The following is a 15,221-nucleotide window of genomic DNA, read 5'->3' on the forward strand; positions in this document are numbered from 1 at the left end:
ACTCACTTCCCACTGTCGAGGCCCACCAGCACATCGGGGCGACGCCCGCGGAACGGCCCAGCCAGCACATCGGCCGACCGCGCGCCCCGGGGACGACTCGCGGAACCACCACGGGGCCTTGTGCCGGACGGCCCCTCGACCAGGTTCACACGCCTGCTGAACACATGTTTAGCATTCGGGCTCGGCAGCGTCAACCGGGGACGAGCGGGACCAGTGTCGGTCGCAGAACGCGCGGATCTCCCGGGTGCGCTCGCGCTCCTCGGGCGCGGTCCCGAAGAACATCGCGTGGCCGGCGGCCTCGAAGACGTGCAGGTCGGCGGGTATGCCGGCGGCGCGCAGCGCGCGGTGCATGCGGACGGTGTCGGACAGCAGGAGGTCGCGGGTGCCGGTGAGCAGGATGGTCGGGGGGAAGCCCTTGGACAGGTCACCGAACAGGGGCGAGAGGTAGGGGTCGCGCAGGTCGTGGCCGCCCGCGTAGAGCGCGAAGGGGGGCTCGAAGCTGCCGGTGAGCGTGTTGTCGATGCCGAGGTTCGTCCGCCAGGAGTCGCCCGCGCCGGTGAGGTCGACCGCCGGGGTCGCCAGCACCGCGGCGGCCGGCAGCGGCAGCCCCTCGTCGCGGGCCCGCAGGATCAGCGCGGCCGCCAGGTTCCCGCCAGCCGACGGACCCCCGATGATGACCTGGCCGGGACGGCGGTCGGCCAGCAGCGTCCGGTAGACGGCCAGGCAGTCGTCCAGCGCCGCCGGGTACGGGTGGCCGGGCGGCATCCGGTAGTCGACCGACCACACCGTCGCGCGCACCTGCTTCGCCGTGTCGACGGCCATCGAGCGGCACATCGCCCCGCCGCCCGCGATGAACCCGCTGCCGTGGATCTCCAGATAGACGCGCTCGTCGTCGGCGGCGACGCCGTCCGGGGTCACCGCGTAGACACGGACGCCATCAACGTCGAGGTCCTCGACCTGGGCGCCGTCCGCCGGCTTGGTGAAGTCGAACAGGCCGAGCGCCTGCTTCTCCTGCTCGGCGACGTACGTCCGCCACCCGTCGGGGTCGTCCAGCGCCGGCCACACGGGCGGCGGGCCGACCAGGCCCAGGGCGAGCACCGCCTGCGCCTCGGGGCTCACGGACGTCGGGACAGGAATGTCGCGGGCCGGAACGTGTAAGGCCGGTCCGGTCGTGCTGGGTGTCATCGCTCGCTCCGGTGTCGGTCGACGTAGAGGCGGCTATCGGGCCGAGTTCGCGCCGTCCATGGAGGCCGACCCATGTTGAACAGCCGGTCAGGGATGTTGACCGACTGTTTAGCACAGCGACGAGCGGGCCGGCTACACCGAAAGGAGGCTCAGGCGCCGGCGTCGCCGGCGGGCGGGTCGCCGCCAAGTCTGCTCAGCAGGCGGTCGACGAGAGCGATGGTCTCGGCGTGGCCTTCGGAGAGCCCGAGCAGGTCCTCCGAGACCAGCCCGGCCGAGACGGCACCGACGAGGAACAGGAGCGCGGCGGGCGGGACATCGTCGAGGTCGAGCCCGAGGTCGGGCAGCCGGTCCGCGAGCAGCTGCGCCTGCTGGCGGCGGAACTTCCGCGAGTAGTCGGCGATCTCGTGCCGGATGGTCTTGCGGTGGTTCGCCAGGGCCATGAACTCGGTCAGCAGGGCCGTCGCGCCGGCATCGATGCTGAACTCCCACAGGTCGCGCAGCGGGTGTGGTGACGCGAGCAGCCGGGTCTGTCGTTCCAGGTTCTTCTCGGCCCCGCGCCGGAAGACGGCGAGGAACAGGTCGTCCAGCGTCGGGAAGTAGTAGTGGATCAGCGCCGGCGTGACGCCCGCGATCCTCGCGACGCTGCGCGAGCTCACGGCCGCGTAGCCGTCCTCGCGCATCAGTCGTTCGGTGACGTCGAGCAGCAGTGCGCGGGTCTGCGAGCTCTCGGTGCCGGTGCGGCGTGGGCTGGACATGCCCCCATTCTGGTTGACGCGGCCCGGCCGCCGTGCTGAACTACCGTTCAACCAACGTGGCTTCAGTCTCACCGCCGGGCAGCGCGGCGGCCGGGCCGGCGCCGCCGGGCGCCCGAGCGGCGCCAAGGCGGGTTCAGTGGCTCGACCCTTCGGAGGACATGGATGCGGATAGGTCTGGGCGGCGGCGGCTCGACGCCGGACAAACTGGTCGACCAGGCGCGGAAGGCGCAGGCCGACGGCTTCCACTCGCTGTGGTACGCGAGCGTCGTCCAGGGGGACCCGCTGGTCTCGATGGCGCTGGCCGGCCGGGAGACGACCGCGGTCGAGCTGGGTACCGCCGTGCTGCAGACCTACCCCTGCCACCCGCTGCTGCAGGCGCAGCGCATCGCCGGGGCCGCGGCGGCGATGGGACGCGCCGGCCTGACGATCGGCCTGGGCCCGTCGCACCAGGCGAACATCGAGGGCATGTACGGCCTGTCCTACGACCACCCGGGCCGCAACACGGAGGAGTACCTGCGGATCCTCACCGCCCTGCTGCGCGGCGAGGCCGTCGACTTCACCGGCCAGGAGTGGACCACCCGAGTGCCGGCCGCGACGGTTCGGCTCGCCCACCCGGTCCAGGTACTGCTCGCGGCGCTCTCGCCGCGGATGTTGCGGGTCGCCGGCGAGTACGCGGACGGCGCGATCCTCTGGATGGCTCCGGCGGCCGCGATCGAGAAGCACGTCGAGCCGCGGCTCGCCGCGGCCGCGCGGGACGCGGGCCGGCCCGCGCCGCGCATCGTCGCGGGCCTGCCGATCTGTGTGCACGACGACGAGCAGGAGGCCCGCGCGGCCGTCGCGGCACAGTCGGTCGTCTACGCCAGCTCGCCCGCCTACCAGCGGATCATGGCCATCGGTGGTGCCGACAGCGCGGCCGAGGCGGCGATCGTCGGCGACGAGGCGTCCGTCGAGGCGCAGCTGCGCGGGCTTCTCGATGCCGGCGCGACCGACATCCACGCGCACATCGTCCCGGCCGGAAGCGACGCGCGGTCATCCTTGAAGCGTGGCCGGGACCTTCTCAGCTCTCTGGCCAGGGAATCGGCCAGCTGACCGCGCGGCCGCAACCGGGTTGGCTTCGGCCACTTCTCAGGGGAGCGTCTGATGACTGAGCTTTCTCGTCCTGTCCGGGTCATCCAGTGGTGCACCGGCAAGATCGGCCAGATCGCGATCCGGCATCTCGTGGCGAACCCGAGATTCGAGCTGGTCGGCGTCTACACGACGTCCGCGGCGAAGGAGGGCGTCGACGCGGGATTACTCGCCGGCATCGGCCCGGTCGGCGTCCCGGCGACGACCGACAAGGAGGCGCTCTTCGCGCTGGAGGCCGACTGCGTGAACTACCTGCCGCTGGCGGTCGACGTCGAGGACCTGGAGCGGCTGCTGCGGTCGGGGAAGAACGTCGTCACGGCCGTCGGCCTCACCTTCCCGCCGCCCGAGGACGAGCGGACGCAGCGGCTGGAGGCGGCCTGTCAGGCCGGTGGGACCACGCTGCACGGCGGCGGTGTGCACCCGGGCTTCGCCGGCGACATCCTGCCGCTGGTCACCTCGCGGCTGATCAGCCGCATCGACCAGGTGGTCGTGACCGAGGTCTGCGACTTCAGCGAGCATCCGCAGGCCGAGCTGCTCTTCGGCCTGTTCGGCTTCGGGCTCTCGCCTGAGGAGGCCCACAAGCACGCCACCGCCGTCACGGGCGAGGTCGACGCCCCGTACGAGGAGTCCATCGCCCTGCTGGCCGCGGCGCTGGGCCTGCGCGTCGAGCGCAACACCCACGAGCTGACCATGGCCGTCGCCGACCGGGACATCACCATCGCCGCCGGCGCGATCCCCGCCGGGAAGGTGGCCGGCATCCGCCGCCGCTGGGAGGCGATCGTCGACGGCCGGCCCGCCATCGTCTTCGTCTCGGAGTGGAAGATGGCCGACGGGCTGACGCCCGCCATCCGGGAGGGCTCGAACCGCTACATCGTCGAGTTCCTCGGCGAGCCGGCCACCCGGATCACCCTGGAGCCGCTCGAGCCCAGCGCGACCGGCGATCCGGGGTACCCGGGCCGGATCTGGACCGGCATGTCCGTCGTGAACCTGATCCATGACGTCGTCGCCGCGGCGCCCGGGATCCGTACGCACCTGGACCTCCCGCTGGGACGGCCCCAGGGCCTGTTCCACGAGGGCACCACCTGGCGCGGCCCGCTGCCGGTCGCCCGGTGACCACCACCGGGCGCGAGCCAGGCTCGGGCCGGCGCCCCCTGGAGGGGCTGCTCGTCGTCGGCCTGGAGCAGGCGGTGGCGGCCCCGATGGCGACGCGCCACCTGGCGGACATGGGCGCCCGGGTCATCAAGATCGAGAATCCGCGCGGCGGCGACATGACCCGCCACTACGACGACGCGCAGGCCGGCATGGCCGCGCACTTCGTCTGGTGCAACCGGGGCAAGGAGTCGGTCGGCCTCAACATCGCCGACCCGCGCGGCGCCGCGGCGCTGGAGCGCCTGCTCGCCCGCGCCGACGTGCTCATCCAGAACCTCGCCCCCGGCGCGGCGGCCCGCCGTGGGCTCGACGCGGCCCAGGCGGTCGCCCGCCACCCCCGGCTCGTCGCCGTCGACATCTCCGGCTACGGCGAGGGCGGCCCGCTGTCGCACAAGCGGGCCTACGACATGCTGGTCCAGTCCGAGGGCGGCTCCTGCGCGGTCACCGGCGGCCCGGGACAGCCGGCCAAGCCGGGGATCGCGATGATCGACCTCGCCACCGGCATGTACGCGCTGAGCTGGATCCTCGGCGCGCTGCACGGCCGGGCCGCGACCGGCCGGGGCGAGGCCCTCACGATCGGCATGTTCGACGTCGTCGCCGAGTGGATGGGCTACCAGGTCAACTACACGATGGGCACCGGGGTCGAGCAGGAGCCGGCCTGGGTCGGCTCTCCGGCCGTCGCGCCCTATGGCACCTACCGGACGTCCGACGACCAGACGGTCGTGTTGGGAACGACCAACGACGGCGAGTGGCAGCGGCTGGCCCGGACCGTGCTCGAACGCGCCGATCTCGCCGACGACCCGGCCCTGGCCACCAACTCCGGACGGGTGGCCGACCGCGCCCGGGTCGACGCGGCCATCAGCACGTGGACCGGCGGCGTCACGTTGAAGGAGGCCCAGGAGACGCTCGACGCCGCCGCGCTCGGGAACGCCCGGCTCAACGGCGTCCAGGACCTGATCGATCACCCCCAGCTGGCCGCCCGCGATCGGTGGCGACCCGTGGCGACCCCGCACGGGGAGTTCCGCGCGGTGCTGCCCCCACCGATCGCCGCGACCTGGACGCCGTCGATGGGAGAGGTCCCGGGCCTGGGCGAGCACACCGACGCGGTGCTGGCCGAGTTCGGCTACTCCCCCGCCGAGCTCGCGAGCTGGCGCCGCGACGGCGTGATCTGACCGGGCCGCGCCTGACCTGAGCCAGCGCCCGGGTCAGGCGTCCCGCAGGATGCGCAGCGCGCGGGCGGACATCATGCCGACCCCGGCTCCGCGTTCGGCCATCCGTTCGTCGGTCGTCTCACCGCGGGCATAGCGGGCGTAGAGCTGCTGACGGATGATCGCGATCCGCCAGCAGGCGAACGACTCGTACCAGGAGATCGCCGCGGGGTCGGCGACCCCGCGGCGGGCGTAGTGGTCGACGACCTCGGCGCGGGTCGGCAGGCCCAGCGTCTCCAGCCCGGGGTCGGAGGCGGCGTGGTCGTCGTCGGTGTCGGCCGGGTCGGGCCAGTAGTTGAGCAGGGTCCCGAGGTCGACGAGAGGGTCGGCGAGCGTGGCCATGTCCCAGTCGAAGACGGAGGCGACCCGGTCGGGGCGGCCCGCGGCGAACTGGCAGTTGTTGATTTTGAAGTCGTTGTGGACGAGCGTCGCGGTGGCGCTCGCGGGCAGGCGCGCGGCGAGCAGGTCCGCGGCCGCGACCATCGCGTCGTCGTGGGCGGGCTCGGCCCAGGGGGCGACGCGCTGCCAGCGGTCGCGCCAGCCGGACAGCTGGCGTTCGAGGAACCCGTCGGGGCGCCCGAGCCGGTCGAGGTCGCAGTCGGCCGGGTCGACGGCGTGCAGGTCCGCGAGGGCGTCGACGGTGGCGAAACCGAGCTCACGGCCGTCGGCGGGGCCGCCGAGCTCGGCGGGGATCGTTCCCCAGACGACGATGCCCGGCCGGTACTCGCTCACCAGGAAGTGGCTGCCGGCGACGTCGGTGTCCTCGCAGAACAGGAACGCGCGCGGCGCCCGGTCGTACACCCGCCACAGCCGGGACAGCACCCGGTGCTCGCGGCGCATGTCGTGCGCACCGGGCGCCAGCACCCCGAACGGCGGCCGGCGCAGCACGAACCGGCGGTCCCCGAACCGGACGAGGTAGGTCAGGTTCGCCGAGCCGTTCGGGAACTGCAGGACCTCCATCGGCCCCTCGACGTCGAGCCGCGGCGTGAGGTACTCCCTGACCTGGTCCCAGGGCAGCTCCTGGCCGGGCCGGACGGGCGCCACCTCGGGCGGGACGCCGGCCACGGACGGTTCGGTCATCGCCGGGCCGCCGGCGTCGAGTCAGGGCCGGCCACCGCGCTAGCCGGCATGAACGGCCCGCTCGATCCGCGCGGCGAAGCGCTCCCGGGCGGCGGCACGCCGCGCCGGCAGGTGCCCGGACGGGAACAGGCCGTCGGCCGGCGCGTAGCCGGCGAGCAGGGTGCGGGCGAGGTTCGTCTTGTGGACCTCGGTGGCGCCGTCGGCCAGGCCCATCTGGAAGCTTTCCAGCACCCACGCGCCGAACGGCATCTCGTTGGAGATTCCGAGCGAGCCGTGGATCTGCACGGCCCGGGCGGCCACGTCGTGCAGCACCTTGGGCATCGTGGCCTTGACCGCGGCGATGTCGGCGCGGACCCGGCTGTAGTCGTTGTACTGGTCGATCCGCCACGCGGTCCGCAGCACCAGCAGGCGGAACTGCTCGATCTCGATCCAGGAGTCGGCGATCATCGCCTGGACCAGCTGCTTGCGGGCCAGCTGCTCGCCCTTCGTGACCCGGGACAGCGCGCGCTCGCACATCATGTCGAACGCCTCGCGGACCAGCCCGACGGTGCGCATCGCGTGGTGGATCCGGCCGCCACCCAGGCGGGTCTGCGCGACGGCGAAACCCTGGCCACGTTCGCCGAGCAGGTGGTCGGCGGGGATGCGGACGTCGTCGTAACGCAGGTAGGCATGCGCGCCGTCCGCGTCGGCCTGGCCGGCGACGGCGACATTGCGCACGTTCGTGATGCCCGGGGTGTCCGCCGGGACGACGAACATCGACTGACGGCGGTGCGGAGCGGCGTCGGGATCGGTGACCGCGAGCACGATGAGGAACGACGCGAACCGCGCGTGGCTGGAGAACCACTTCTCCCCGTTGATCACCCACTCGTCGCCGTCGAGCGCGGCGCGGGTGGTGAACCCGGTCGGGTCGCTGCCGCCCTGCGGCTCGGTCATCGAGAACGCCGACACGATCCGGCCGTCGACCAGAGGCTCCAGATAGCGCTTCTTCAGGTCGTCGGTGCCGAACCGAGCGAGCACCTCCGCGTTCCCGGAGTCGGGCGACTGGCAGCCGAACACCACCGGCGCGGCGGGCGAACGGCCGAGGATCTCGTGCATCAACGCGAGCTTGAGCTGCCCGTACCCCGGGCCGCCCAGTTCCGGGCCGAGATGACAGGCCCACAGGCCGCGCTCCCGGACCTTCTGCTGCAGCGGCGGGATCAGCTCCGCGCGCAGCGGGTCGCGCAGGTCGCGCGCGTTGCCGATGAGCAGGTCGACCGGCTGGACCTCGTCGCGCACGAAGGCGTCGACCCAGTCCAGCTCGGCCTGAAACTCTGGATCGGTCTCGAAACCCCAGGCCATGCCCGCTCCCTCACCCTCACCAGTACCAGCGCGCCCGTGCCGCTGCGACGCGCTCTCGACCGTCGCGGCCTCAGCCGCCCGCCAGCAGCTCCGGGATGCGGGGGTCGGGCTCAAGGTCCAGCGAGGTCATGAACGAGGCCATCGTCGCGTAACAGCCAACCGTGACAATGACATCGAGGAGCTGCCGCACGTCAAGCCCGGCGGCGAGCGACTCCCAGGTGGAGTCCGACACGGCGCCGTCGTCGACGAGGTCGTCGACCGCGCACAGCAGCGCGCGTTCCAGCGGCACGAGGAAGGGCGCCTTCGGCCCGAACGCGACGCGCGCGATCTCCTCGTCGGTGAGCCCCGCCTCCCGGCCCGCGAACAGGTGCTGCGCCCACAGGTACGGCGACGCGCGGCGCGCCGCGACCCGCAGGGCGAGGATCTCCACCTGACGGGTGCTGAGTGTGCTGTCCAGCAGGACGTAGCCGTTGAGAACCATGATGGCGCGGGCCAGGTCCGGGTGGTGCGCCAGCGAGGCGAGCACGTCGCGCCCGCTCGGCCGTCGGGTCAGGTCCGGCGCCGGCAGCCCCCGGGTGACCGGGTCGATCGCGGCCAGCGCCTGGCGCATCTCGGCGGGCCATTCCCGCGGCGGCAGGGGTGGAATTCGAGCCATGGGCCGTTCCCTTCGCGCAGCTGGTTGCCGCTCGCCGCGGCCTACTTGAGCAGGGCGCCGGCGTCGACGGGGAGGGTCACGCCGGTCAGGAAGCGGCCTTCCTCGGAGGCGAGGAACAGGGCGGCGTTGGCGATGTCCTCCGGCTCCACCCAGGGGGTGGGCAGCAGGTGCATGTTCTGGGAGACGACCGCGAAGTCGTCGATCGTCGGGTTCTCCAGGTCGGGGCGGAACATCTTGAACGTGCCCTCGTGGATCGTCATCGGGGTGTTGACCTGGGTCGGGTGCAGCGAGTTGACCCGGATGTTGCGGGAGCCGAGCTCCAGGGCGAGGGTGCGCATGATGCCGACGACGCCGTGCTTCGCGGCGATGTAGTGGCCGATGTGGGGGTGGGCCATCAGCCCGCCGGCCGAGCTGGTCAGGATGATCGACCCGCCGCGCTTGCCGGCGAGGATGTGCGGGATCGAGACCTTGGTGGTCAGCCACACGCCGGTGAGGTTGATGTCGATCGTGTCGTGCCAGGTCTTCTCGTCCATCTTGTGCAGCAGGGCCCCGGTCGCGCCGATGCCGGCGTTCGCGATGACGATGTCGAGGCGGCCGAACTCGGCGACGCCCTCGTCGACGACGGCCTTCATCGTGTCGTGGTCGCGGACGTCGGCCTGCGCGGCGTGGATCCGGCGGCCGGTCTTCTCCACGAGGCGGACCGTCTCCGCGAGGTCCGCGGGGGTCGACATCTGGAAGTCGACGCCGTCGAGCGGCTTGCAGATGTCGATCGCGATGATGTCGGCGCCCTCCTGCGCGAGACGCACCGCGTGCGCACGGCCCTGGCCTCGCGCCGCCCCCGTGATGAACGCGACCTTGCCCTCAACCCGTCCAGACATTGCTACCCCACTCTTCCGGCAGACACGTGCTGAACGACCGTACAGTGGGCGGGGTCGATCAGCAAGATCTGCACGTGCCCGGGCCTGGTTTTGCCCGCGCCAACGTCGCTTGACCATTGGGATACGCCGATGTTAAACACGTGCTCAACATGCGTGGACGGCTGTCCAGACAATCTTTGCCCGAGCGGTCACGAGATCCCGGCCGTCTCGGCAGCAGCAGTGACCAGGGAGCAGCATGAGCACCGACACCGAGATCGAGGAGCTGCGGCGCGAGGTCCGCTTCCTGCGGGACCGGCAGGACATCCTCGACACTGTGAACAAGCAGTCGCGTGGCCATGACCGTCACGACGTCGAGCTGATGACGAGCGTGCTGCACGAGGACGGGATCGACGAGCACGGCTCGGTCTCGAACGTGGGCGCCGCCTACGGTCCGTGGTCGAACAAGCAGCACTCGATGGTGTTCGCCGACCACCTGCACAACATCACGACGCATACCTGTGAGATCGACGGCGACGTCGCGCACGCCGAGAGCTATGTCATCGGCACCATGGTCGGCCGCGACGAGAAGACGCTGGCCTTCATGGGCGGCCGCTACCTCGACCGGCTGGAACGCCGCGACGGCGTCTGGAAGATCGCGCTGCGGCGCTGCACGATCGAGTGGGCCTTCACCGCCGACGCCTCCTTCCTGCACTCCGGCGCGTTCCAGGGCTTCCTCAAGGGCACCTGGGACACCGAAGACCTGTCCTACGCCCGCCCGCTGCTACCGGACACCGGGCCCGCCGTCCGCTGGTAATCGCGTCCGGCCGGCCGGCCACCCGGGACCGGCCACGGTTCGATGATCGCTGATTTGGCCCTCAGGTGGTTGTGAATCGCGCCGATTTCACATCCACCTGAGGGCCACACTCGCGATCAAACATCGCCTTTCAGGAGCAGCTCCGGGACTATCGTTTCCAGCTCGTCCACGGTCCAGGGCGCTTCGCGTTTCTCGATCTCGGAGACGATCGTGAATCCGTCGTACTGGGCGACACGGCCACCCGCCGTCACCGAGAAGACCTCGCCGTTGATCCCGGCGGCCGCGTCGGAGGCGAGATACGCGAGAAACGGGCCGAGGTTCTCCGGCGCCTGGTGGTCCCTGTCCTCTCTTTCGAGACGGTGCCGGAGGGCCTCCATCTCGGGGCCGCCCTTCGCCAACTGCCGGCGCATCGAGGCCCGCCAGTTGACGTGGTTGCGGGAGATCGACCGGGGACAGAACACGTTGCAGGTGATGCCGCTCCCCCGCACCTCCTGGGCAACCGCCCTGGTCAGGCCGACCACGCCGGCGTTCGCGGCGCTGTAGGCCGCGAGCATCGGCAGGCCGACCCAGGCGTCCGAGGACGCGTTCAGCACCCGGCCAAAACCCTGACGCCTCATGAGCGGCAGGGCATGGTGCATCGTGTTGTAGGTCCCGGTGAGCTTCGCGTGAGTCTGCAGGAACCAGTCCTCCGGCGTCAGCTTCAGAAAAGGACCAAAACCCGAGCCCGCGGCACCGTTGACCAGGATGTCGACCCTGCCCCACGTCTCCACCGCGGTCTGGACGAGCGCACCGGCCACCTCGACGTCGCCCGGGTCACCGAAGAACGGGACCGCCTCACCACCTTCGGCCACGATCTGGTCCGCGGTCGTCCGGGCGTCACCACTCAGCGACTCGATCAGCCGCCTGTCGTCGTCGGTCAGCAGACTCTCGGTGTCGTCGCTGTTCGCCCACGCTGACAGACCGACCGAGCCGGGCTTGCGGTTGTTGGTGACCACTCTGGCGCCTTCTCGAGCCAGGCCGACGGCAATGCCTTTCGCCGCTCCCATGCCGGACCCCGTCACCACCGCCACCTTGCCCGCGAGCCTTCCAGCCATGCGTCTACCTCATCTCCCTGCTGGTGGTCGTTGGTGGGCTCAGCTCGTCGCTCGTCATCGTCCGCGCAGCCGTTCGACCAGCGGCGCGAACGTGTCGATGGCGTTCTGCGGGACGGTGACGTAGCTGGTACCGAAGGCATCCCGGTTCGCCAGCAGCTTGTTCGCCATCTCGTCGGGCGTGCCCACCAGGACATTCGGGTGGTGCGGGAGCACCTTCTCGTCGACGGAGATCCAGCCGGCGATGTCCGCGTACGCCGACTCGGGCCGGTCGGTGACGATCGTGAAGTAGGGCGAACCCTCGATCTCCAGCCCACCGAGGCGCTCCCCCGCAGCCTCCCTGACGATCGCGTAGCGGTGCGCGGCCTCCTGCATCGGGGTTCGGCCCGCCGCGTTGACCGGGTCGAACGGCACGCTGGAGATGCTGACGATCTCGGCCTCCCGCGCCGCCAGCGACAGAACGCGCCTGCGGTTCCCGCCGATCATCAACGGCGGCCGCGGCCTCTGTACCGGCAGTGGCAGGCCGCGGTAGCCGCTGACCCTCACGTGCTCGCCGTGCGCCTCGATCGGTTCGCCGGACCAGTGCGCCTTCAGCAGGGCGACCATCTCCTCCAACCGATCGACGCGGATCCTTCCGGGATCGAAGGGGATGTTCAGCGCCTTGTACTCGTTGACCTGCACCCCGGCGCCGATGCCCATCTCCAGCCGGCCATCCGAGAGCAGGTCGAGGGTCGCGGCCTCCTTCGCCAGCGCCGCCGGCACGTGGTAGTCGACGCAGAACACCCGGCAGCCGATCCGCAGCGTCTCGGTCACCGCCGCGGCCCCGGCCATCGCCGCGATCGGCGCGAGATGCTGCGGCGGCATGCTGCACGCGCGCGCCGCCGGCCCTGGCCCGACATAGTGGTCGGCCACGAACAGTGTCGAGTACCCGAGAGCCTCGGCCCTGCGCGCCAGGTCGTACCACTCGCGCGCCGACGTCGCCCGCGTCCCCTGCACCGCGAAGCGGAAAGGCTTGACGTCCATCGGCGGCCTACCGGGCCGGGCCGGCCGGACCGCGCGGCACGCCCCGGAGGACTTCTTGCTCAGGGTCCGGCTGAACCAGCATGGCGTACCTCCGTTCACACGACGATCGGCGGCTTCGAATAACCGCGAGCTGTTCTGGTCCGCACCCGGACCGCATTCGCATCCACTTACTGTGGCGATCACTTAGACAGTCGCCGAGAATCTATTAAACACGTGTTTAACACCGGACCCGTCGCCTGGTCAAGCGAGGGAGGTGCCCACAGGCCGAGCGCCGTACGCGCCGCGCTCCAGAGCGGACCTACGACGGGGACGCTGATTCCTTCCGCCGGATCGTTCGACGGCCGGCTGGTCAGGGCTCGAGAACGACACGGATGGCGCCGAGTGACCTGTCACCAGCGACCCGAAACGCCTCGGCCGCGTCCTCGATCGGGAACCGGTGCGTGATCAGTGCGGCGGCGATGGTCGGGTCGGCGGCCAGCATGGCCGCCGCGTCCGCCAGGTCACTGCCATCCCGGTGGGCGCAGTAGCCCAGCGACGGCACGAGCCGAGCCTCACGGATGAAAAGTGTCTGGAGGTCGATCCGGATCTCGGAGAACTGCGCGCCGAGGACGACGACCGACCCGCCCGGGGCGACGAGCTCGATGGCACGAGCGAGGCTCGCGTCGGATCCGGCGGCCTCGACGACGACGTCATAGCGGCCGCCGGTGCCCAGGGATGCTCCGAGCAGGTCACCCGCCTCCCGCTGGTGGGGATGCCGCGCCTCCAGCGCGACGTGCCGCGCACCCATCCGGCGAGCGCCGGCGACGGCCAGGAGCCCGAGCGCGCCGGCGCCGACGACAGCGACCCGGCTGCCGGGGCCGGTGCCGCCCAGCCGCAGGCCATGCCAGGACACCGCGGCCGGCTCGGCCAGCGAGGCGTCCCGGACCGCGAGCCCGGCCGGCAGCGCCACCAGGCGCTCGGCCGGCGCACGGAACTGCTCAGCCATTCCCCCGTCGATCGCGACGCCCAGCGAACGCCGCAGCCAGGTCGGGCACAGGTTGTACCGGCCCTGCAGGCATCGCGCGCAGGTCATGCATCCGTACACCGCCTCGACGACGACGGCCGTGCCGTCCTCGCGCACCCCGGCCAGCTCGTGGCCGATGATCGGGCGCCCGGGGCCGACGTGACGCAGGTCGCCGCCGCAGATGCTCGCCGACCGGATCCGCACGAGCTCACCCGAGCCCGGCGGATCGTCGACTTCTACGACGGCGACCCCGTCATCGGTCCTGCGCACTGCCTTCATATGGTTCTCACGCCCTTCGCCGCGGTCGTCGGATGTGACTGCCCCGGACACGCGGGAAGCAGAGCGCGCCCGCCGGGGTGCCTGTCAGGCCAGCGGTGCGGTGTGGATGGCCGTTACCGCTGCCGCAGTAGGTAGCGCTGCACCTTCCCGCTCGGGGTTTTCGGCAGCGCGTCGATGAAATGGACCGCCCGCGGGTACGCGTGCCGGGAGTACTGGTCGCGGACGAGCGCCGTCAGCTCGGCGGCGAGCGCGTCGCTCGGGGGGATCTCCGGCGCCAGGACGACGAACGCCTCGACCTGCTCACCGCGGACGCCCGCCGGGTCCGGCCGGCCGACGACCGCCACGTCCAGCACCGCCGGATGAGTGATCAGCACGCTCTCCACGTCGAACGGGCCGATCCGGTAGCCAGCGGCGAGGATGACGTCGTCGTCACGGGCGGTGAAGAAGAAATAGCCGTCCTCGTCGACGCGCCCGGTGTCCGCGGTCAGGTACCACCGCTTGTCGGCGGTGAACCGCTCGGCCGTCCGCCCGGCGTCCTCGTGGTAGCCGGCGAACCAGAACAGCGAGCTGGCCGCCTCGATGGCGATCTGGCCGTCGACGATCCCGGCCGCGTACCCGGGCAGTGGCTGGCCCATCGAGGAGTCCTTCAGCGGCGCGGCGATCTCGTCGTTCCAGTGGTTGCCGATCAGCATGCCGAGCTCGGTCTGCCCGTAGTGGTCGCGGACCTCGATGCCGAACGCCTCCCGGGCCCAGCTCACGACGTCCGGCGTCAACGGCTCGCCGGCCGACGAGGCCCGCCGCAGCGCGATACCGCCGTCGACCAGCCCGCTCTTGCTCAGCGCCCGGTACACCGTCGGGGCGGCGGCGAAGTTGGTCACGCCGAACCGGCGCAGCAGGCCCACCGTCGACTCCGCCGAGAAGCCGGCGTTCAGCAGCAGGTTGCGCCGGCCGGCGGCGAGCGGACCGACGATCCCGTAGTAGATGCCGTACGCCCAGCCCGGGTCGGCGGCGTTCCAGAACACGTCGTCGGCCCGCACGTCGAGGTCGTAGTGCAGGTAGCAGTGAAAGGCCGCGAGCGCCCGGACCGGGACCACCACGCCCTTCGGCTTGCCCGTGGTTCCGCTCGTGTAGAGCTGCAGCATGGCGCCGTCGCCGCCGACCGCGACGGACTCGGCCAGCGGTGGGCTGTTCGTGACCAGATCGTCGAACTCGGGCCCCGTCTGGAGCACGTCGATGCCGGCCAGCGTGTCCAGCTTGGCGCGCTGCGACGGCTCGGTGAGGACGAGGCGCGCCTTCGCCCCGTCGACCCGCGTCTGGATCGCGCCGACCTGGAAGGCCGTGAACAACGGGACCTGCACGGCGCCCAACCGCCACAGCGCCAGCATCGTCACGACCAGCTCCGGCCGTTTGCCCATGAGCACCGGAACCCGGTCACCGCGCCGGACCCCCAGCCCGGCGAGCCCCGTGGCGAGCCGCCGGGACGCCTCGGCGAGCTCGCCGTACGTCAGGTCGCGACTCGACAGGTCCGGCTCGACGAACGTGAAGGCGACGGCCCGCGGATCATGCCGGTCACAGAGCAGCCACGCGACGTTCGCGTCCGCGGCGGCGTACGTCGCGAGCCATCCCGCGACCGCCTCGTCAGTGGTCGTCGCCATCGCC

14 protein-coding genes are annotated in these 15,221 nt (G+C 71.6%); 4 read left to right on the forward strand and 10 right to left on the reverse strand.

Features of this window, described 5'->3' with window-relative positions; all coding sequences use genetic code 11:
• Nucleotides 1-168: 168 nt before the first annotated feature.
• Nucleotides 169-1,185 carry an alpha/beta hydrolase gene (locus FRAEUI1C_RS20160; RefSeq protein ID WP_013425182.1) on the reverse strand — a complete coding sequence of 339 codons (1,017 nt, stop codon included), beginning with the start codon at nt 1,183-1,185 and terminating at the stop codon, nt 169-171.
• 149 nt (nt 1,186-1,334) lie between these two features.
• Nucleotides 1,335-1,940, reverse strand: coding sequence for a TetR/AcrR family transcriptional regulator (locus FRAEUI1C_RS20165; protein WP_013425183.1), 606 nt, complete (start codon nt 1,938-1,940; stop codon nt 1,335-1,337).
• 162 nt (nt 1,941-2,102) lie between these two features.
• Between FRAEUI1C_RS20165 and FRAEUI1C_RS20170 the strand changes: the two genes are divergently transcribed.
• Genes FRAEUI1C_RS20170 through FRAEUI1C_RS20180 form a run of 3 tightly spaced genes read left to right on the forward strand, consistent with a single transcriptional unit; the run spans nt 2,103 to nt 5,386 of the window.
• Nucleotides 2,103-3,029 (forward strand): TIGR03564 family F420-dependent LLM class oxidoreductase, encoded by a 927-nt coding sequence (locus tag FRAEUI1C_RS20170; protein ID WP_013425184.1) that lies wholly within the window; start codon nt 2,103-2,105, stop codon nt 3,027-3,029.
• 51 nt (nt 3,030-3,080) lie between these two features.
• Nucleotides 3,081-4,178 (forward strand): NAD(P)H-dependent amine dehydrogenase family protein, encoded by a 1,098-nt coding sequence (locus FRAEUI1C_RS20175; protein ID WP_013425185.1) that lies wholly within the window; start codon nt 3,081-3,083, stop codon nt 4,176-4,178.
• Nucleotides 4,175-5,386, forward strand: coding sequence for a CaiB/BaiF CoA transferase family protein (locus tag FRAEUI1C_RS20180; protein WP_013425186.1), 1,212 nt, complete (start codon nt 4,175-4,177; stop codon nt 5,384-5,386). The genes FRAEUI1C_RS20175 and FRAEUI1C_RS20180 overlap by 4 nt, the downstream gene beginning before the upstream one ends.
• A gap of 33 nt (nt 5,387-5,419) precedes the next feature.
• On the opposite strand, the gene FRAEUI1C_RS20185 is transcribed toward FRAEUI1C_RS20180, so the two are convergent.
• The 4 genes from FRAEUI1C_RS20185 to FRAEUI1C_RS20200 all read right to left on the reverse strand — a co-directional run bounded on the left by FRAEUI1C_RS20185 (nt 5,420) and on the right by FRAEUI1C_RS20200 (nt 9,373).
• A complete protein-coding gene (locus FRAEUI1C_RS20185) occupies nt 5,420-6,502 on the reverse strand; it encodes a phosphotransferase family protein (RefSeq protein WP_013425187.1) in 1,083 nt (360 codons plus the stop codon).
• A gap of 39 nt (nt 6,503-6,541) precedes the next feature.
• Nucleotides 6,542-7,840: an acyl-CoA dehydrogenase family protein gene (locus FRAEUI1C_RS20190; RefSeq protein ID WP_013425188.1), complete on the reverse strand. Its 1,299-nt coding sequence runs from the start codon at nt 7,838-7,840 to the stop codon at nt 6,542-6,544.
• A gap of 70 nt (nt 7,841-7,910) precedes the next feature.
• A complete protein-coding gene (locus FRAEUI1C_RS20195) occupies nt 7,911-8,495 on the reverse strand; it encodes a carboxymuconolactone decarboxylase family protein (RefSeq protein ID WP_013425189.1) in 585 nt (194 codons plus the stop codon).
• 41 nt (nt 8,496-8,536) lie between these two features.
• On the reverse strand, nt 8,537-9,373 hold the full coding sequence (locus FRAEUI1C_RS20200) for a mycofactocin-coupled SDR family oxidoreductase (RefSeq protein WP_013425190.1): 837 nt from the start codon (nt 9,371-9,373) through the stop codon (nt 8,537-8,539).
• Between the two features lie 235 nt (nt 9,374-9,608).
• Here FRAEUI1C_RS20200 and FRAEUI1C_RS20205 point away from each other — a divergent pair, with 235 nt between their 5' ends.
• Nucleotides 9,609-10,166: a nuclear transport factor 2 family protein gene (locus FRAEUI1C_RS20205; RefSeq protein ID WP_013425191.1), complete on the forward strand. Its 558-nt coding sequence runs from the start codon at nt 9,609-9,611 to the stop codon at nt 10,164-10,166.
• Nucleotides 10,167-10,282: 116 nt separating this feature from the next.
• On the opposite strand, the gene FRAEUI1C_RS20210 is transcribed toward FRAEUI1C_RS20205, so the two are convergent.
• The 4 genes from FRAEUI1C_RS20210 to FRAEUI1C_RS20225 form a co-directional block, all read right to left on the reverse strand.
• The gene (locus tag FRAEUI1C_RS20210; RefSeq protein WP_232425062.1) at nt 10,283-11,161 is read right to left on the reverse strand and encodes an SDR family NAD(P)-dependent oxidoreductase; all 879 of its coding nucleotides are present in this window, start codon (nt 11,159-11,161) and stop codon (nt 10,283-10,285) included.
• A gap of 153 nt (nt 11,162-11,314) precedes the next feature.
• Nucleotides 11,315-12,280, reverse strand: coding sequence for a TIGR03621 family F420-dependent LLM class oxidoreductase (locus FRAEUI1C_RS20215; RefSeq protein ID WP_013425193.1), 966 nt, complete (start codon nt 12,278-12,280; stop codon nt 11,315-11,317).
• Nucleotides 12,281-12,629: 349 nt separating this feature from the next.
• Nucleotides 12,630-13,562 (reverse strand): zinc-dependent alcohol dehydrogenase, encoded by a 933-nt coding sequence (locus FRAEUI1C_RS20220; protein ID WP_013425194.1) that lies wholly within the window; start codon nt 13,560-13,562, stop codon nt 12,630-12,632.
• 113 nt (nt 13,563-13,675) lie between these two features.
• On the reverse strand, nt 13,676-15,217 hold the full coding sequence (locus tag FRAEUI1C_RS20225; RefSeq protein WP_013425195.1) for an AMP-binding protein: 1,542 nt from the start codon (nt 15,215-15,217) through the stop codon (nt 13,676-13,678).
• Nucleotides 15,218-15,221: the final 4 nt, after the last annotated feature.

The organism is Pseudofrankia inefficax (assembly GCF_000166135.1).
GTDB lineage: Bacteria > Actinomycetota > Actinomycetes > Frankiales > Frankiaceae > Pseudofrankia > Pseudofrankia inefficax.